A 19,502-nucleotide genomic window follows, 5' to 3' on the forward strand; every position below is an offset into this window, starting at 1 on the left:
GGCATGACAAGCTCTCCCCGATTCATTCACCTGCGCACCCATACTGAGTACTCTTTGCTGGAGGGGGCGCTGCGGCTGAAGAAGCTGCCGGACCTGTGCAAGAAGCACGAAATGCCCGCGATTGCGGTCACCGACAGCAACAACCTGTTCTCGGCGCTGGAGTTTTCAGTGTCGGCAAGCGGTGCCGGGGTGCAGCCGATCATTGGCTGCCAAGTGGATCTGCGGTTTTTTGAACCGGCGCCGGGCGAGCGGCCCAAGCCGCCGGCGCCCTTGGTGCTGCTGGCGCAGAGCGAGGCGGGGTATGAGCATCTGATGAAGCTGAACTCCTGCCTGTATCTGCGGCAGGGGGGCGAGCTGCCTTATGTGACGCTGGAGGAACTGGAGGCGAATTCCGGCGATGTGATCTGCCTCAGCGGCGGGCCTGACGGGCCGGTGGGGCGCTTGCTGCAGATGGGCCAGCGCCCGGCGGCCGAGGCGCTGATGCAGCGGCTGAAGGCGATATTCCCGGACCGCCTCTATGTGGAGCTGCAGCGGCATCCGGGCGAGCACGGCCAGCCCGAGGCGGAGAAAGCAACCGAGCGCGGCCATGTGGAGATGGCCTATGCGATGGATCTGCCGCTGGTCGCCACCAATGACGTCTATTTCCCCAACACGGAAATGTACGAGGCCCATGACGCGATGATCTGCATCGCCGAAGGGGCCTATGTCGACCAGGTGGAGCCGCGCCGCCGCTTGACCGCGCAGCATTATTTCAAAAGCCAGGAGGAAATGGTTGCGCTGTTTGCCGACCTGCCGGAGGCGATTGAGAATACGGTGGAGATCGCCAAGCGCTGCGCCTTTATGGCGTACCGGCGTGACCCGATTCTGCCGAAGTTCGCCGATGACGAAGTGGCGGAACTGCGCCGCATTGCCAACGACGGGCTGCAGCAGCGTCTGGCCGTGATCCCGCACGCGGTGAGCGTCGAGGAATACCAGGAACGGCTGGATTTTGAACTGGGCATCATCGAGGGGATGGGCTTTCCGGGCTACTTCCTGATCGTTGCCGACTTTATCCAATGGGCCAAGGATCATGACATCCCGGTGGGGCCGGGGCGGGGCTCGGGTGCGGGCTCGCTGGTGGCTTATGCGTTGACCATCACCGACCTTGACCCGCTGCGCTACTCGCTGCTGTTTGAACGCTTCCTGAACCCGGAACGGGTGTCGATGCCCGACTTCGACATCGACTTCTGCATGGACCGCCGCGAAGAGGTGATCAAATACGTGCAGGAGAAATACGGCCGTGACAAGGTGGGCCAGATCATCACCTTTGGCGCGCTGCTGTCCAAGGCGGCGGTGCGCGACATGGGGCGGGTGCTGCAGATGCCCTATGGCCAGGTGGACCGGCTGTCTAAGCTGATCCCGGTCGAGGGCGTGAAGCCGATGTCCATCGTGGACTCGCTGAAGGAAGAGCCGCGGCTGCGCGAGGAGGCGGAGAATGAGGAAGTTGTTGATCGCCTTTTGAAATACGGCATGCAGGTCGAGGGCCTTCTGCGCTCGGCCGGTACTCACGCGGCGGGCGTGGTGATTGGCGATAGGCCGCTGGACGCGCTGGTGCCGCTCTACCGCGATCCGCGTTCCGACATGCCCGCAACCCAATTCAACATGAAATGGGTGGAACAGGCCGGGCTGGTGAAGTTCGACTTCCTTGGCCTCAAGACCCTGACCGTGATCCAGAACGCCATGGACCTGATCTTCCAGTCGGGCCGCGACCTGCATGTCGCCGAGGACGGCACCCAGCTCTATGAGCCGCCGGAAGGGGCGGAGAACCAGATCAACGCCATTCCACTGGATGATAAGGTCACCTACGACCTCTATTCCCGGGCCAAGACGGTGGCGGTGTTCCAGGTGGAATCCACCGGCATGATGGATGCGCTGAAGCGTATGAAGCCGACCTGTATCGAGGACATCGTGGCGCTGGTGGCGCTCTACCGTCCCGGCCCGATGGAGAACATCCCGGTCTACTGCGAGGTGAAGAACGGGATGCGCGAGATCACCTCGGTGCACCCCCTCATCGACCACATCCTGGAGGAAACCCAGGGCATCATCGTCTACCAGGAACAAGTGATGCAGATCGCCCAGGTGATGGCGAACTATACCCTTGGCGGTGCGGATCTGCTGCGCCGGGCGATGGGTAAGAAGATCAAGGAGGCGATGGACGCCGAACGCCCGAAATTCGAGAAAGGCGCGGCGGAAAACGGGGTCGACAAGAAGAAAGCCTCCGAGGTTTTCGACCTGCTGGAGAAATTCGCCAACTACGGCTTCAACAAGTCCCACGCGGCGGCCTATGCGGTGGTGTCCTATCAGACCGGCTGGCTCAAGGCGAACCACCCGGTGGAGTTCATGGCCGGGGTCATGAACTGCGATATCCATCTGACCGACAAGCTGGCGATCTACTTCGAAGAGGTGAAGAAGGGGCTGAAGCTGAAATACGTGCCGCCCTGCGTCAACCGCTCGATGGCGACGTTCAATGTGGTCAAGGGTGAGCTGGTCTACGCGCTGGGCGCGCTGAAGAACGTCGGCGTCGACGTGATGAGGCTGGTAACAGAGGCGCGCAATGAGGACGGCAATGAACGGGTCTTTGTGAACCTCTTCGACTTTGCCCGCCGGGTGAACCTGAAGAAGGTCGGCAAGCGGCCGCTGGAGATGATGGCGCGGGCAGGGGCGTTCGACCAGCTCGACCAGAACCGCCGCCGGGTGTTTGAAAGCCTTGGCGCGCTGGTGGATTACTCTGCAGCCGTGCATGACCAGCGCGCCTCCAGCCAGGTGTCGCTGTTCGGCGAGGCGGGCGAGGACCTGCCCGAGCCGCGGCTGCCTTCGGTGCCTGACTGGCTGCCGGCCGAGCGCCTCAGCGAGGAATTCAAAGCGATCGGCTTTTACCTGTCGGGCCACCCGCTGGACGACTACATGCCCGCGCTGAAGCGCAAGGATGTGATGACGCTGGACGAGGTGACCGCCAAGGCCGAGCGCGGCGCCTGCATTGCCAAGATGGCCGGCGTGGTGGCCGGGCGTCAGGAGCGTAAGTCGGCCCGTGGCAACCGCTTTGCCTTTGCCCAGCTGTCGGACCCCTCCGGCGCCTTTGAGGTGACGCTGTTCTCTGAGGTGCTGGAGAAATCCCGCGAGTATCTGGAGACCGGCTCCAAGGTGGTGATCACCGCCGAGGCGACGATGGAGAGCGACCAGCTGAAGCTGCTGGTGCGCTCGGTTGGTCCGGTGGATTCCGCCATTGCCGATGCCGGGCGCAGTTCCCTGCGGGTCTATGTGAGTGACGCCGCAGCCGTGGGCACCGTGGCCCAAGTGCTGGAGGACGCCAAATCCGCCGCCCGCAATGCATCGCGCGGCGAGGTCTACATGTACCTGCAGGACCCGGCGCTGCCCGGCGATGTGGAGATGGACCTGGGCCAAGCCTTCCCGATCAACCCGCAGATCAAGGGCGCCCTGAAGTCGCTGGAAGGCGTGCTGGATGTGGAGGAGATTTAAGTTGAGCTCTCAAATCTGCATTAAGGATTTATAGAAGTAAGGTTCAGAACTTTGATTAGATTTATTTGTGCAGCCTTGGCCGCATTTTTTGCAACGCAATCTGTTTCTCAGGGGCTTTCGACCGACTATTCGATCCCAACGACCAGGTATATTAAAGATGCCCAAGGCACCTTGACTTTAACGCGATGGGAAGATGCTGGAATCAAGCTGGATATTGTAGGAGACACTTCATCCGAAACGGCATTCTCTACTGCATCGTACCTCAAAACCTTGTCAAACTTTGCCGAAACAAACCTCGAATTGGTTGGCCGTGCCGAAGACTGGTTCGCTCCGCGATCGGAGATTTCAGCGGAGGCTAATTATGTTGTGTTGTTTGGAGATCTGTCTTCCATAAAACAGCCCGACGGTTCACTCCTGCGGCGTCAGAATATTGGGCATTCAATTGATAATGCTTCGAGAGATATTCGTTCGATATTTGACGAGGGGCTGACCCATCTGGGGGCTGGTTGTTATGGCAAATGGAGTGCAAGCAAAGAGAATGTACTTCGCGCTTTCGTCACCGTCGTAGATAGCAGTCAACCGTCAAATATTCAGCGGGGATGTTTAGGCTATAGCCTAGTGGCGTCGTTGGGTGTTTTTTATATTACGACAAAGTTTGAGTTTGATATGCCCAAGTATGGTGGCAAGCAGAACCGGCCTGACTTTTCGAATGACAGTGAGATAATTATGCTTCTTCAATTGTCTGCCTACTGCCGGGAGGTCATGGCCAGTGATTCCTTGCAGTGCCCCGCAGATCTGTATGGGTCGATGTTGAAGTATTATGAAGAACTGAAATCGGCGGACGCGGTGTCTACCCGTTAAGATTTGAGGATCGGCCCGGAACAACGGCGCGGAGCGCCCCGGGCCTGCGGCAGCCTATTCGGGCGGGCTGCCGCAATAGTGAGGCAATGCGCTCCGCCAGAGACGTTCTACGGACTTGGCCGGAAAAAAACTGCTCCGAACATCCGCTGAAGCGCCATCCCACGGGCTGCCGCAGGCCCATTACTGAGGGGGAGAGTCAGGCCTCCTTGGGCACCGGCAGCTTGGCGACGTCTTTCAGCAGGCGGATGGCCTCCTTAATTTCCAGCCGCAGGGTCTTCACCACTTTCTTCAGCATCCCCTTCACCTTCTTCACGCCGCCCAGGATCGTGGTCAGCTCCTTGATCCAGCCAAAGACGATCTGCAGCACCGAGGCAAAGCGGTTCAGGATCGACAGCGCGGTGTCGAGCACGCCGATCTGCTCCCAGATCTCCTGCACCCAGCCCCAGACCTGGCGGAACATCTCGACGTATTTGCGGACCACGGTTTTCAGCACCCGGACCAGGCGGGAGCGGTCGGTGTTCTTGCGGATTGTGTCGAGGATGCGCTGGCCCAGCTTGATCATGCTCTTCAGCATCTGCTCCACCCGGTCCAGCAGATTGAGCACCGTCTGCCCGGCGGAGGTGACCTGCGAGACCGCCTTCTTGCCGGCGGTTTTGGCGATGGACTTGGCCGCCGAGAGCATTTTCTTCATGAACTTGCGCAGCGGCATCAGCAGCGAGCGGACGCGCTTCCAGACCTTCTTGAGGTAAAAGATCACCCGCGCATGCAGTTTGCTGACGCCCTTTTCGACGAACTCCACCGGGTCGTTGGACGGTGCCATGGCCGTGTCCCCCAATCACTTGTCACAAAATACCTGAGTGACAGCCTGCGCGGGGCGGGCGTTTGGATCAAGGAAAACTATGGTGCCCGGTGCGGGCGTCAGTAATGCGGCGGGCGTTCGTCGGCAAAGACCACGCCGCCGCCGCCGTCCTGCTGGCGCTCGGCTTCGCGCTGCATCAGCATGGCGACGCGGCGGGTCAGCAGGTCGATCTCCTGCTGCTGGCGGGCAATCACGTCGCTCATTTCGTCCACGCTGCGGGTCAGATGGGCGATTTGCTCTTCCAGATGCTGCATGGGGTGTCTCCTGTGCGTGCGGCTTTGACATAGTGCCATCGCGGCCCTGGGTCCATGGGGCGGCTGTTGCAGACGCAGGTTTTCTTGCAAAAACCTGCGGGCCTCCGGCGGGGATATTTAAAGCCAGAAGAAGGAGCGAATGCCGTGGTGTTTTCCCAGAGGTGCGGCGCTGGGCAGCGGCGGCTCTGTCTTGCCGTTGTGACCCGCTTCCGTTAGACCGCCACGCGAGTGAAACCGCTACCCGTGAGGAGGCCTCAGATGGCCAAAGTGAAGAAACAGCCCCGCCCCAAGGCGCAGACGCCGAAGGGGTTCCGTGACTATTTCGGTGCGGAGGTGACCCAGCGCAGCGAGATGCTGCGGGCCATCGCGGGTGTGTATCATCATTACGGGTTCGAGGCGCTGGAAAGTTCGGCGGTGGAAACCGTTGAAGCGCTGGGCAAATTCCTGCCCGATGTGGACCGCCCGAACGAGGGTGTGTTTGCCTGGCAGGAGACTGAGGACGACGGCAATGGCGACTGGATGGCGCTGCGCTATGACCTGACGGCGCCCTTGGCGCGGGTCTATGCCCAGCACCGCAACGATTTGCCGACGCCTTACCGCCGCTATGCGATGGGGCCGGTCTGGCGCAACGAGAAGCCGGGACCGGGGCGCTTCCGCCAGTTCTATCAGTGCGATGCGGATACCGTGGGTACCGCTTCGATGGCTGCTGACGCGGAGATCTGCGCGATGCTGTCCGACACGCTGGAAACCGTCGGCATCCCGCGCGGCGATTACCTGGTGCGGGTCAACAACCGCAAAGTCTTGAATGGCGTGCTTGAAGTCATGGGGCTTGGCGAGGACCAGGCGGCCAAAGACAATGTTCTGCGCACCATCGACAAATTTGATAAGGTCGGCGAAAGCGGTGTGCGCGAACTGCTCGGCAAGGGGCGCCTGGATGCGTCTGGCGCATATATTGATGGCGTTGGCCTGAGCGACGATCAGGCGGCGCCGGTGCTGGCCTTCCTGACCTCCAAGGCGGCAGATGCGGCGGGCACTATCTCGAACCTGCGTGCGGCTGTAGGCGACAGCAAGGTGGGCCAGGAGGGCATTGCCGAGCTGGAGCAGATCGGCGAGCTGCTGGCTGCGGGCGGCTATGGCAAGGACCGGATTGAAATTGATCCTTCTGTCGTGCGCGGGCTTGGCTATTACACCGGGCCGGTGTTTGAGGCGGAGCTGACCTTTGAGATCCTGGACGAGAAGGGCCGCAAGCGGCAGTTCGGATCGGTCTCGGGCGGCGGGCGCTATGATGGCTTGGTGAAGCGTTTCACCGGGCAGGAAGTGCCTGCGGTGGGTGTGTCGGTCGGTGTCGACCGGCTGCTGGCGGCGCTGCATGCCAAGGGGCGCTTGAGCGCTGAGGCGACTGGTCCCGTGGTTGTGACCGTGATGGACCGGGACCGGATGGCGGATTATCAGGCGATGGTGGCCGAGCTGCGCAATGCGGGCATCCGGGCCGAGGTCTATCTGGGCAACCCCAAGAACTTCGGCAACCAGCTGAAATATGCGGACAAGCGGAACTCTCCGGTCGCCGTGATTGAGGGCGGCGACGAGAAAGCCAACGGCGTGGTGCAGATCAAGGACTTGATCCTGGGCGCCAAGATCGCCGAAAGCGCGACGCTGGAAGAGTGGAAAGAACGCCCCAGCCAGTTTGAGGTGCCGCGCACTGAACTGGTTGCCAAGGTGCGCGAAATCCTGGACGGGCAGGGCTGATCATGGCGCTTCGTTCTGACATTCAGGCCCGCGCAGCAATGCTGCGGGTCCGCTTCGAGGCCGCGGGCGGGCAGGTGGTGGATACGCCTTTGCTGCAGCCGGCGGGCACTTTGCTGGATCTGTACGGCGAAGACATCCGTGCCCGCGCCTATGTGACCACCGATGCGCTGCGCGGCGAGCAGATGCTGCGCCCGGATTTCACCGTGCCGGTGGTGGAGGCGCATATGCGCCATGGCGCCGAGCCGGCACGTTATACCTACTCGGGCGAGGTGTTCCGCCGCCAGGAAATGGATCCGGACCGGCCGAATGAATACCTGCAGGTCGGTTATGAGGTGTTTGAGCGCGACGATCCTGCCGCTGCGGATGCCGAGGTTTTCTCGCTCTTTGCCTTGCAGGTGCGCGGGCTGCCCTTGCGGGCGGCGACCGGCGACATCGGCATTCTGATGGCGGCAGTTCAGGGTCTGAACACCACGGGGAAGCGCAAGGCGGCGCTGATGCGCCATATCTGGCGGCCGCGGCGGTTCCGTGCCTTGCTGGACCGGTTTGCGGGCCGGGCGCCGCTGCCCGAAAGCCGCAAGAAGCTGCTGGAGACTGAGGGCGATCTGACCGGGTCTGCGGTGGAGATCGGCAAGCGCCGGGCGTCGGAAGTGCAGGCGCGCATTGAAGCGCTGCGCGAGGATGCCAAGGCGCCGCCGATTGCCGAGAATGAGCTGCTGGCGCTGGAGGCGCTGATGGCTGTGCGCGAGACCGTGCCCTTTGCCACTGAACAGATGCGCGACATCGCGGTGGATCTGCCGCAGATCAACCCGGCGCTGGACCGGCTGGATGCGCGCACCGCGGCGATGAAGGCGCGCGGTGTGGATGTCGAGAACCTGGACTTCGAAGCCTCTTACGGGCGCACCTCGATGGAATACTACGATGGGTTTGTCTTTGGCTTCTATGCCGAAGCACGCCCGGACCTGACACCGGTTGCGAGCGGCGGACGCTATGATGCGCTGACCCGGCAGCTGGGAGACGGCGAAGAGATCCCAGCCGTGGGGGGCGTCATCCGTCCCGACCTGATGCTGCAGCTTGAGGAGGCCCGGGCATGACCTTGAAGCTGGGGGTGCCGTCCAAGGGGCGGCTGATGGAGAAGACCTTTGATTGGTTCGCCAAGCGCAGCGTGACCCTGTCGCGCACCGGCTCTGACCGGGAATATGCCGGCGCAGTCGAAGGCGTGTCGAACATGGAGCTGGTGCTGCTGTCCGCCGGAGAGATCCCGCGCGAGCTGGCAGCGGGGCGGATCCATCTGGGCGTCACCGGCACCGATCTGGTGCAGGAGAAGCTGCCGCGCTTCGAGCAGCAGGTGGAAGGCCTGGCAGAGATGGGCTTTGGCCATGCCGACCTGATCCTGGCGGTGCCGCAGTTCTGGATCGATGTGGATACGCTGGACGATCTGGATGCGGCAGCTTCGGCCTTCCGTGTGCAGCACGGCCACCGCCTGCGGATCGCAACCAAGTACCACCGGCTGGTGCGGGAGTTCCTGACCGATGCCGGGGTGGCGGATTACCAGCTGGTCGACAGCCAGGGCGCCACTGAGGGCACGGTGAAAAACGAGACCGCCGAAATGGTGGCCGATATCACTTCGACCGGCGAAACGCTGCGCGCCAACCACCTGAAACTGTTGAGCGACGGTCTGGTGCTGAAGTCTCAGGCAACCCTGTGGCGCAGCCGGGTGGCGAAATACGCAGCGGATGAAAAGGCGGCGCTGAACACGCTGCTGGACCTGCTGGAAGGCAAGAAGTAAGCGAAGCCGCCCGCGCGCCAGCGCGGGCCGCGCCCAACGCCTTCCGGGGCATCTTTGATGCCTCTGAAGGGGGCGGGAGCGGTGCCCTTGCTGGCTGCTGCGGAAGCTTAGGTCAGGGTGTTCCCGTCCGTCAGTTCTTCCAGCAGAAAGCTCATCAGCTGGTTTTTTCCCGACAGCCCGGATTTGGCATAGATGGAATGGGTTTGCGCCTTGACGGTGCCGATGGCCGAATTGCGGATCTCCGCGATTTCGGCGTTGGAGCAGCCCTTGAGCACCAGCCTGGCCACTTCACGCTCCGACCTGGTGAGCTCCCAGGTGTCGTAATGTGCTTCCAGAAGCTTGTTGAATGAGCCGGATGCAGCCTTGAGTTTCTCGGCCATCGAATCGGCCGCCTGCCGCATGGCGCGGACTTCCACGCTCAGGAACCCCACGGCGCAAAGAAGGCCTCCGGTGACCAGAAGCTCCAGAAAATGGTAGCTCTCCCAATCTTCCCACCACTCAGGCTCGGCAAATTCGATTGCCCCTTCGATCAGCATAAGAACCGCACAGACGGCAATGATCAGGAAAGCCGTCTTTACCTTGCTGCCATTGTTCATCATCTGCAGTTCTTCTCAGCTCCCACGCGCGGCCAGCCGGCAGCACGCCGGAGATGAGTCTAATACACATCCCTGCTGCCTGGCCGCAATCGGAACTCACGGAAAAATGCGCAGATAGCGCACATCTTTTGCAAACCCGCTGGGGGGGGTGCAGGGAGCGGCGGGGCGGGGACTAGCCGATCACATCCCAGACATAGGAGATGTCAGTGACAGAGCCGTCGGGCGCAAATGAGGTGGTCTTGCTGTCAAATGGCTGATCGCCGTTCAAGTCCTCCAGAATCCGGGTGGTGAGCACGCCGGATTCATAGAGCAGCGTGCTGCGGTCGCCGTTGTCCCAGTAGTTGATCTGCTGTTCCAGAACGCCGCGGGCGTCGAACGTGCGTTCGATCCTGCTCCAGGGAGCGCTGCTTTGCGCGCCGGTGCCATCGGTGGTGACACGGCCGGTTCTCACGCCATTGCTATAGCTGTCCAGGGCGGAACGGGTGGTTCCGTCGTCATAGACCACGTCCGTCCGCAGAACATTGCCTTGGGCATCGAATGTGCGGGTGATGCTGCTCCATGGGGTTCCGCTTGCGTCGCCGGTGCCGTCGGTGGTGACCCGGCTGGTTCGGACGCCGCCGCTGTAGGTGTTGACGGTAGAGCGCGTGGTGCCATCGTCATAGACCACATCCGTTTGCAGAATGTTGCCCTCGGCATCGAAAGTGCGGGAGAGTGTCTGCCACGGCGTGCCGCTCTCAGCGCCGGTGCCGTCAGTGCTCACCCGACCGGTTCTGACCCCGCCGCTGTAGGTGTTGACGGTGGAGCGGGTGGTGCCGTCGTCAAAAACGGTGTCCGTCTGCAGAATGTCGCCGTTTGCGTCAAAGCTGCGGGAGAGGGTGCTCCATGGTGTGCCGCTTTCAGCACCTGTGCCGTCAGTGGTGACCCGCCCGGTTCTGATGCCGCCGCTATAGCTGTTGACGGTGGATCGGATGGTTCCGTCATCAAACACGGTGTCCGTCTGCAGGATGTTGCCCTCGGCGTCGAAAGTGCGGGTCTGGCTGCTCCAGGGGGCGCTGCTTTCGGCGCCGGTGCCGTCAGTGGTGACCCGTCCCGTCTTGACGCCGCCGCTGTAGATGTTGACCGCGGAGCGGACAGTGCCGTCATCCATCGTCAGATTGACACGCACGACCTTGCCATCGGCATTGTAGAACCGCTCGCGCGAGGACCAGGGCGCGCCGCCCTGGCTGCTGGTATCCGTCGAGACATCGGAAACCCGGACGCCGTTTTCAAAGACGCTGGCCACTTCGACCCCGTTCGGCTGGTTGTTCAGCCGTTGAATGACCTGCCCGTTTGCCCGCAGCACCAGCGACTCGGCCTGTCCTCCGTCCCATGTGAGGCTGGCAACGGCGCCGTCTGCGAAAATGATGGCATCGGTGCCTTCCAGCAGCAGGTCTTGGCCTTCATCCAGCCCGTCCTGCGGATTGGTATCGGTCACCGTGACGCCGCTGCCATCCGCAGTAAAGTCAAAGGCAAACTCATCGCTGTTGCCCAGGTAGGCGGCATAGTCGAAGCCTTCACCGCCTGCGATGGTATCATCTCCGCCCAGCCCGGTGAGGGTGTCGTTGCCGGTGCCGCCCGCCAGGGTTTCGCCCGCAGCGGTGCCGGTGATGGAAAGATGGTCGAGCCTGCCCTCGATGGTGATGTCCAGGACGGCAGGTGTGCCGTCCGCAGCTGCCAGGGCAAAACTGTCAATGACGCTCTGTCCTGGCTCCAGGTGGTCCAGCGCGGCGGTGCGGGTATAGGTCCAGCTGCCGTCAGCGGCCAGGCTGAGGCTGCCGTAGATGCCGGTATAGCTGGCCGCTGCCATCTGGGCCGGGCCGTCGGGGTCGGCAACGGCGATTTGGCCGCTGGCTCCCGGGCTGTCCTCGGACAGAGCAGCGCTCAGACGGCCTGAGACCACTGCCGGGTCATTCACCCCCGTCATGGTGATTTCGATCATCCCCGAGGCGGTCAGCCCATTGGTGTCCGCAAAGCTGTAGGGCACCTGAACCACTGCCGGAGCAGCGCCTGCAGGCAGCCAGTCAAAGGCGCCGTTGGGATCGAAGGTCACGGTGCCGTCGCCGTTCAGCGTGACAACCGCGCCGCTGGCGAGGGTGACGCTGCCGCCTGCGGCCACCGGCGTGCCGTCCAGCGCGGTGATGGCCAGAGCGCTGCCTTCGGTATCGCTGTCATTGGCCAGCGGCGCCAGGGTGACCGGGCTGTCTTCGCTGGTGGTGGCGGCATCATCGGCTGCCACGGGGGCGTCATTCACAGCTGCCACAGCGACCGTCACCGCCGCTTGGGCGGTGCCGCCCTGGCCGTCGCTGACCGTGTAGGTAAACGTGTCCGTGCCGTTGAAATCGGCGTTGGGCGTATAAACCAGCCGGCCGTTCACGATTTCCACCGTGCCATTTGCCCCTTGCCCCGTACCGGTGATCAGCAGATTGGCGGTTTCCACGTCGCTGTCGTTGGCCAGAACGTCGATAGTGACGGCGGTATCCTCGCTGGTCGAAGCTGTATCGTCCACTGCCTGGGGGAGGTCGTTCACTGGGGTGACGGTGACCGTCAGCGTGCCCGTATTGACCGCACCGAGAGCGTCGCCAACCGAATAAGTGATCTGCTCAACCCCGGAGAAGTCCGGGTTTGGAGTGTATGTGATAGTGCCATCTGCGCTGAAGCTCACCGTACCATTGGCCGGGTAGGCGACGCCTGTCAGGCTCAAGGCATTACCCTCGGCATCCTGAGCGTTGCCCAGAACATTCACCGTCAGGGCGGTGTCTTCCTCAGTCGTGGCAGTGTCCGGCGTGATGACCGGTGCGTCATTGATGCCGGTCACGGTGAACTGGATCGAGCCGGTCGAGGTGCCGCCCGCACCGTCCGAGACCGTGTAGCTAACGGTTTCAACAGCCGTTTCATCAAGCGCCAGGTGGTCGTAATTGCCGCCCGGGAAGAAGCTGACGCTGCCGTCGCCGTTCAGGAACACCAGCGCGCCGCTGGCGAGGCTCACGAACTGCCCCGGCTGCAACGCGGTGCCATTCAGTTCGGTGATGCTTAGCTGCGGTCCATCCACATCGCTGTCATTGGCCAGCGGCGCCAGCGTCTGGGTGGCGCTCTGCACCGCGCTGGAGGTGTCGTTCACCACCACTGGCGCGTCATTCACCGGTGTCACGGTGATCTGGACAGTTGCCGTGGCAGTGCCGCCATTTCCGTCCGAGACGGTATAGGTGATCTGCTCGGATCCATTGAAATCCGCATCCGGCGTATAGGTGATCTGGCCGCCGCTGAACTGCGCTTGGCCGTTGGCGGCACCGGTGACGGCAGTCACTGTCAGGGCTTGGCCATCGGGGTCGCTGTCGTTTGCTGCAACATTGATAACCACCGCGGTGTCTTCGGCCGTGGCTGCGCTGTCGGTCACCGCGACCGGCGCATCCTGCACCGGCTGCACCGTCACGGTGATGGTGGCCGCCGAGGTCAGCTCGCCGTCGCTCACCTCATAGGTGAAGCTGTCGCTGCCAAAAAAGTCCGCATCCGGCACGTAAGTGACGGTGCCATCTGCGTTGATCTGCGCCGTGCCATGCGCAGGCGTGCCCAGGCTGGTGATGCTGAGCGCGGTGCCTTCCGGATCGCTGTCATTGCCGCGCGGATCAAAGGTCAGGCTGCCGTCCTCGGCGACTGTTACGCTGTCGGCATTTGCCACCGGCGCGTCATTGACCGCGGAAACATTGACCTTGACGGTTGCCGTGGTTGTGCCGCCCAGCCCGTCTTCGCGGGTGTAGGTAAAACTGTCGGTGCCGTTGAAATTGGCGTCCGGCACATAGGCGAAGGTCTGACCCTTTTGCACGATGGCGCCGTGAGATGGTGTGCCGACTGACAGAACCGCACCGCTGAAGCCCTCAGGGTTGACGTCGTTCGCCGTCAGATCCAGCACAACCTGCTGATCTTCTGCGGTGGTGATGGTGTCATCCACCGCCGTGACGGGATCGGTCACCGGCGTCACTGTGATGGTGATTGTCGCGGTACTGGCCGCGCTTTCCGGCTGATACTGCGACCCCACGTAATAGGTGATCGTCTCGGTGCCGTTGAAATTGGCATCGGGCGTATAGCGGATGCTGCCGTCGGCCAGCACTTCGGCGGTGCCATTGGCAGGCTGGTCCACTTTGTGAACCACCATAGTATCGCCATCGGCATCGCTGTCGTTGGCCAGGACATTGATGACAACCGCCGTATCCTCAGCCGTGGTGGCGCTGTCGTCCGCAGCAGCCACATCATTGTCGACATAGACAGTGGCACGGCCGGTCTCGAGCGCTAGCGCATTGTTATCATAGAAAATATATTCAAATGTGGAGATCCCATGGAACCCGGCATCCGGCGTATAGGTGACGTGGCCGCCAGCGCGCGAATCCAGAATTGCGCTTGCTCCGGGAAAGACTGCCGGGTGACCGGAATGGGGGTGATCCCGCGTGGTGCTCTCGCCGGCATATCCTGAAATGGTGCCGTCAACACCATTCCCGACCGAAACAATCCAGCCGGTCAGCGCTCCGTCGATATCATAGTCGTTGGCCAGCAGTTCCGAGGTATGGATGGCAAAGGCCTGGTCCGGCGTGGTGCGGAACACGTCGTCCACCATGGTTGGCGCGTCCGGCGTATTGTTGAAGATCAGCCCCTGCACATAGCTCACCTCGTGCAGGCCGTCGGTGACGGTCACGTTCAGATAGACGGTTCCAACGAAGTTCGGATCGGGGGTAGCGGTGTAGGAGCCGTCGCCATTATCGACGATGGTGACATTCGGCACATCGGTCTGGATGCTGACCACCGACAGCGCGTCGCCGTTCACGTCCTGAAACAGCGTCGGATTAAAGGTCGAGGGCTGATCCTCGTAACCCAGCAGCGAAAAGTTAAAGACGTTCGGCGGTGTCTCGTTCACCAGCGTGACGTCGATCTGCCCGCCATAGCCAACATGCCCGGCGTCGTCCCGGATTCCGTAATACAGCTGGTACGTTCCCGGCCCAAGGTGCGACGCCGGGGTCCAGACAACCTTGTTATCGACCATCTGCACCGCCCCGGCCCCGGAGGACCAGGCGTGCGCGCCCCAGATTGTCAGCTCACCGCCTTCGGGATCGAAATCATTGGCCAGCACATCAATTTCAACCGGCCCGCGGCCGATGGTTGCGGTCACCGTGTCATTCACGATGGTCGGCGCGTCATCCACCGCCACATAGTTCAGCGACACTGTAGCGGTCTGAGTGCTCACCCCATCCGTCGCGTCATAGGTGAAGGTCACCGGCCCGTTGTAGTTCAGCTGCGGGGTATAGACGATCTGCCCATTGACGATCTCGGCGGTGCCCACGTTGGGGGTTCCAACACTGACCAGGCTCACCGGATCGCCATCCGGGTCGATGTCATTGGCCAGCACGTCCAGCGTCAGGACCTGATCCTCCAGTACCACCCGGCTGTCGTCCTGGGCGGTGAAGGGATCATCCACACCGGTCACCGTCACGGTGACGGTGGTGGTGGAGGCATAGCGCCCGTCATCCAGCGTATAGGTAAAGGTGTCGGTGCCGGTCTCCCCTGCCTTCAGGCTGTTGAAGGCATCGCCAGGAGTATAAGTGAACGTGCCATTGCCATTGTAGGCCACGGTGCCGCCGCCGGTGCCGGTGCTGTCGAACTGGCTGACAACCGCATCCTGCGCGCCGGGGTCCAGGTCGTTGGCCAAAGCATCGAAGGTAAGCGCCGTATCCTCGTTCGTGCTGACAGAGTCGGCATAAGCCACCGGGTTGTCGGTGAAGCCCGCGATATTGATGGTGACGGTGGCTGTGGTTGTCGTGGTGCCGTCCGATACCGTGTAGGTGAAGCTGTCGGTGGCCGATTGCCCGTCGATCAGCCCGTCAAAGATATCGGCCGGGTCATAGGTGAACTGGCCGGTGCCCGGCACCCGCGTGACCGTTGCGCCATGGGCAGATACCGCGTCAAAAGACACGATTTGCACATTTGCGATGCCCGGGTCGGTGTCATTGGCCAGCACGTCGCCGGTGGTGAGGACCGTGTCCTCATCCGTGTTGAAGGCTGCGCCGCTGTCGTCGCGGGCCACCAGCGTGCCGTCCACCACGGTCATCTCCCAGGTGGTCACGCCGCCAGTGCTGGAGGACGCGGAATTCAGGTCCAGCAGGCCGGGCGACGTAAAGACGGCCGTGGTGCTGCCGAAGGTGACGGTGTAGGTGTAGTTTCCGTCGCTGCCGCTGCGCACCAGCGACGGCGCGCTGCTTCCGTCCGGGCCTTCGAACACCAGCACATCGCCGATTACCGCATCTGCCAGCACATCGGCGCCGTCGTTCAGGCCGAACAGGAAGCGGTCATTGCCGGCGCCGCCGCGCAGCGTGTCGTTGCCGCCACCGCCGCGCAGCGCGTTATCGCCTGCATCCAGTGAGATCACCTCGCCATTGGCAGTGCCGGTGATCGCCTCAAAGCCGGAAACCGTATCGGTGGCGGCCAGCGTGCCGTCGCTGTTCAGAAGCCGGATGGTGCCATTGCCATTGGAATCCAGACCGGAGAAATCAAGGGAATAGGCTGCGTCCAGGCGGCTGTAGTCGAGGGTGTCGTAACCGCTTTCCCCTGCAAGTGTGTCGTTGCCTAGGCCCGCGTAATAGGTGTCGTTGCCTGCCCCCAGCGCCACATTGTCATTGCCGCTGCCAGTGCCGATTGCGTTGTTGATGGTATGGCCCGCAATCGACGGCCAGAAGTCGGGCTCGAAATCCGCCCAGTCCACCAGGTCGACGGTGATATTGCCGCCGGTCAGGTGGATCTCCTCGAAGTTCAGATATTCGGTTGTCCGCACCCGGCCCGTGTGAGGGTCCACGTCGCGGAAACCGGTTACGAAGTCATAGGAGAAGCTGGCGGACTGGAACGTTGCCAGATCGGTGTAGAGCAAGGACGCGCCGCTGACGTCCACGGTCAGAACATCATAGCCCGCGCCGCCGTCCAGGACGGCATTCTGGTAAATATACTCGTAAATTGAAAAGTCGAAGCCCAGGTTGAAGTCGCCTCCGCTCCAAATATCGGTGACGATATCGTCGCCTGCACCGGCAGAAACAACGTCCAGCCCGGCGCCTGCGCTGATGGTGTCGCTGGCACTGCCGGTGGTAATTTTGTCGTTGCCCGCACCGCCTGCAATCAGGTTTGCGCCCTGCAAGTCTGTGATGCTGTCATTGCCGCTGCCGCCCATGAGGACGTCCTGGCCTGCACCGCCGTCGAGCGTGTCATGGCCCGCGCCGCCCTGCAGCCGGTCCACGCCGCCGCCGCCCAGCAGCGAGTCGTGGCCATCGCCGCCGTACAGCTGATCGTGACCGCCGCGCCCGTGCAACGTATCATTGCCCGCCTGGCCACGGATGCGGGAGCCGGAATTCAGCGCATAGATGATGTCGTGATACTGGCTGCCGACAGCCCATTCGAAGCCCTGCACGGTGGCAGTGGTGTCGGTATGGACCAGAACGTCGTAGTGCGGCTCGGTAATCCAGTAATGGATCGAATTGCCCACCGCATGGGTGCGCATCCAGGTTGCGCCGCTCTCCAGGTCCAGCGAAGTCACGAAATAGGTGTTGGCAATAACTCCCGGTTCCGGCGCCCGGTTCACGTCCGGTGCCAGGATCTCGAATGTGTCAATTCCTGTGCCGCCCTGGTAAGACGCCCCGTTGACCAGCTCGCCGGCCACATAGTCGTGCCCGGCACCGGCATCCACCGCCACAAACCGAGCGCTGGTGTCCCCATAGCTGATCGAGGTCACCTCCCCTTGCCAGAGCGTAACCCGGGCGGTCACGCTGCGGCTGGTGTCGATGATCAGGGTGTCGTCATAGGCAGAGCCGTAGACATGCGACACGGACACGCTGTCAAATGCATCCTCCGCCGACAGTTTCACTGCGTAAGCCGACTGGCGCATGTCAAACAGGCGCAGGTTTGTGACGTGGAATTCTTCGAAATTCCGATGGGTGGCAATGGTGCGGAAGTTCGAGGCATCCAAGCCGTAGAACGGACCAGCCACATAGCGCACCGTGTTATGGTCGATCACGATGTCGCCGGTGTAGCCGTCCGCGTTGCCTTCGGTCAGCCCCAGCGTGCTCATAGTGTCAAAGCCCGCACCGCCGTCGATCAGCCCTGCAGTGACTGTCTGATAGTAGGGGCTGACACCGGTGCCGCCGCCTGCGTCCTCGGCAAAGTTGAAGGTGTCGTTGCCGCCCAGCAGATTGACCGGCCTGCCTGCGGGCGCAAAAACGGTGTCCACGTTGTCGCTGGTGGTAAAGGCCGCCGTGTCCTTTTCGAGAATATACAGCCCGCCATTGATTGCAGTCGGCGCGTTGTTGACGTGAATAAGGTCCCAGGGGTTGGTCGTGTTCGGGTCGACGCCGGGAAAAATGACGTTTGATGCTGTAAAGAACGGCCTGGTTTCCCAAATTCCGTTGAACGCAAAATAATACCGTGTCGCGCCCAGGTTCGCGTCCAGATTCAGCGTCAGCTCCTGATAATATTTTCCGTAACTGCCGTATTGCGCCCGGAGCTGCGCCGACAACCCGGCCATGAAGCTGGTGCTTTCAAACCCTCCATAGGCATCAGCAATTGCAACGGCCCGGTCAAAGGTGCCATTGTTGTTACTGCTGCCGGTGGCGCTGTACCACCAGTCGGGCAGGGTGCCGCCGTTGTCATGCACCGCCGCCTCGACCAGCCCCTGCGAAATCGCTGTCGGAGACAGGTCAATCAGCCCGTTGGCGCCCATTTCGGCATTGGCCGCTGCTGAAATGATGACCGGGGCAATGTAATCAAAGAAATAGTCCGAAGCCCCCCAGGTCAGAACCGAGGCAGCCATTTGAACCGCAATGGTCAGAAGCGTTGCCGGATCGCCATCGCCTTTTACCGCCGCCGCAATGCCAGGCGCCAAGTAGGACGCAAAGTTCACGATGTTGACGACGGCCTTTGCAGCCGGCGGCAGCGGCAGTACGGCGAGGATCGACGTTGCCGTTTTGACCGCAGCCGCGACAGTCAGCCCGATCACTTCGGGGCTCGTGTCTCCTGCCGCAATCTTCTGGAAAAAGGACCGCGCATCCGCCAGATCCTTAATCGCGTTTGCCACTCCGCGGTTGAATTGGACCTCTTCCTCGGGCGTGCTGGGCAGATAGACGGCAACCGATGGGTTCGCCGAGATCTGCGTCTGGAACTCTGCCAGCATGTCGGCGGACAGCTGTTCCGCCCGCGCGTCAAGCTCGGCTTCCGTGAAATTTGCGTCGGACTGGGCAGTCAGTCCGGAAACCTCATTGACCTGGGCCAGCAGCGCGTCAGCGATCTGGCTGACACCCTCCACGGTCAGCGGATTGGCGGATCCGACCCCCTTGTCCCCGGCAATCAGCGCCGCGGAGAGGCTGATGTTCTCCTGCTGCAGTTCCGCTGCTGTCAGCCCCGCGCCGCTGCTGCCGTAAAACCCGGCGTCGCCAAGATCCAGAACCGGTGTGTTGCCGGATTCCGCTGCCCGGAAATAGGCCTCGTAAACCGTGAAGGCCTCGGCGTCCGCCGTGATCGTCTTTACCACCCGTGCTCTCCCGCGCTCTGCAGCGCCCGCAGGTGCCGCCTGGTTCCCGAGGCTGCCGGCGGACAGGCGGAAAAGGCGCCCCGAAGAGCGCCCCGACACATGATCAGCCCGGCCTGTTTCTCTGCCTCGTGCCGGTCTCAAAGACGGCAACAGCGGCTCTTTCAGGCCGCATCCCTGATTGGCACGGGCAGGGGGCGGACGGCAATAAACCCAAGGCCAGCAGGCATAAACCTTTGGCGTGAAGGGCATAAACCTTGGATATATGCCGGGGTGAGCGCCCCTTAATCGCCGGGACCGG

At 62.2% G+C, this 19,502-nt stretch carries 9 protein-coding genes; 5 read left to right on the plus strand and 4 right to left on the minus strand.

What is annotated here, in order from left to right; translation table 11 throughout:
* Positions 1-3: 3 nt before the first annotated feature.
* Together dnaE and RA19_RS26425 are read left to right on the plus strand one after the other, a co-directional pair.
* Positions 4-3,516, plus strand: coding sequence for a DNA polymerase III subunit alpha (gene dnaE / locus RA19_RS02560; RefSeq protein ID WP_039159296.1), 3,513 nt, complete (start codon positions 4-6; stop codon positions 3,514-3,516).
* A gap of 51 nt (positions 3,517-3,567) precedes the next feature.
* The gene (locus RA19_RS26425) at positions 3,568-4,377 is read left to right on the plus strand and encodes a hypothetical protein (RefSeq protein WP_152615664.1); all 810 of its coding nucleotides are present in this window, start codon (positions 3,568-3,570) and stop codon (positions 4,375-4,377) included.
* Positions 4,378-4,573: 196 nt separating this feature from the next.
* On the opposite strand, the gene RA19_RS02570 is transcribed toward RA19_RS26425, so the two are convergent.
* Together RA19_RS02570 and RA19_RS02575 are read right to left on the minus strand one after the other, a co-directional pair.
* Positions 4,574-5,197: a hypothetical protein gene (locus RA19_RS02570; RefSeq protein ID WP_039159298.1), complete on the minus strand. Its 624-nt coding sequence runs from the start codon at positions 5,195-5,197 to the stop codon at positions 4,574-4,576.
* Positions 5,198-5,295: 98 nt separating this feature from the next.
* Positions 5,296-5,490: a SlyX family protein gene (locus tag RA19_RS02575; protein ID WP_039159299.1), complete on the minus strand. Its 195-nt coding sequence runs from the start codon at positions 5,488-5,490 to the stop codon at positions 5,296-5,298.
* Positions 5,491-5,748: 258 nt separating this feature from the next.
* Between RA19_RS02575 and hisS the strand changes: the two genes are divergently transcribed.
* The 3 genes from hisS to hisG are packed head-to-tail and all read left to right on the plus strand — an operon-like array spanning position 5,749 to position 9,022.
* Positions 5,749-7,236: a histidine--tRNA ligase gene (gene hisS / locus RA19_RS02580; protein ID WP_039159301.1), complete on the plus strand. Its 1,488-nt coding sequence runs from the start codon at positions 5,749-5,751 to the stop codon at positions 7,234-7,236.
* Between the two features lie 2 nt (positions 7,237-7,238).
* Complete coding sequence (locus RA19_RS02585; protein WP_039159303.1) at positions 7,239-8,327, plus strand: ATP phosphoribosyltransferase regulatory subunit; 1,089 nt, start codon at positions 7,239-7,241, stop codon at positions 8,325-8,327.
* The gene (gene hisG / locus RA19_RS02590) at positions 8,324-9,022 is read left to right on the plus strand and encodes an ATP phosphoribosyltransferase (protein WP_039159305.1); all 699 of its coding nucleotides are present in this window, start codon (positions 8,324-8,326) and stop codon (positions 9,020-9,022) included. Before RA19_RS02585 ends, hisG begins: the two co-directional genes overlap by 4 nt.
* A 107-nt stretch (positions 9,023-9,129) precedes the next feature.
* On the opposite strand, the gene RA19_RS25630 is transcribed toward hisG, so the two are convergent.
* A complete protein-coding gene (locus tag RA19_RS25630) occupies positions 9,130-9,618 on the minus strand; it encodes a helix-turn-helix transcriptional regulator (RefSeq protein ID WP_193748210.1) in 489 nt (162 codons plus the stop codon).
* 172 nt (positions 9,619-9,790) lie between these two features.
* On the minus strand, positions 9,791-19,204 hold the full coding sequence (locus RA19_RS26430; RefSeq protein WP_039159307.1) for an Ig-like domain-containing protein: 9,414 nt from the start codon (positions 19,202-19,204) through the stop codon (positions 9,791-9,793).
* Positions 19,205-19,502 lie beyond the last annotated feature (298 nt).

Source organism: Leisingera sp. ANG-M1, from assembly GCF_000813745.1.
GTDB lineage: Bacteria > Pseudomonadota > Alphaproteobacteria > Rhodobacterales > Rhodobacteraceae > Leisingera.

Coding starts and splice junctions, on each gene's coding strand:
- dnaE (WP_039159296.1), top strand. CDS start 4: ATGACAAGCTCTCCCCGATTCATTCACCTGCGCACCCATACTGAGTAC.
- RA19_RS02570 (WP_039159298.1), bottom strand. CDS start 5,197: ATGGCACCGTCCAACGACCCGGTGGAGTTCGTCGAAAAGGGCGTCAGC.
- RA19_RS02575 (WP_039159299.1), bottom strand. CDS start 5,490: ATGCAGCATCTGGAAGAGCAAATCGCCCATCTGACCCGCAGCGTGGAC.
- hisS (WP_039159301.1), top strand. CDS start 5,749: ATGGCCAAAGTGAAGAAACAGCCCCGCCCCAAGGCGCAGACGCCGAAG.
- RA19_RS02585 (WP_039159303.1), top strand. CDS start 7,239: ATGGCGCTTCGTTCTGACATTCAGGCCCGCGCAGCAATGCTGCGGGTC.
- hisG (WP_039159305.1), top strand. CDS start 8,324: ATGACCTTGAAGCTGGGGGTGCCGTCCAAGGGGCGGCTGATGGAGAAG.
- RA19_RS25630 (WP_193748210.1), bottom strand. CDS start 9,618: ATGAACAATGGCAGCAAGGTAAAGACGGCTTTCCTGATCATTGCCGTC.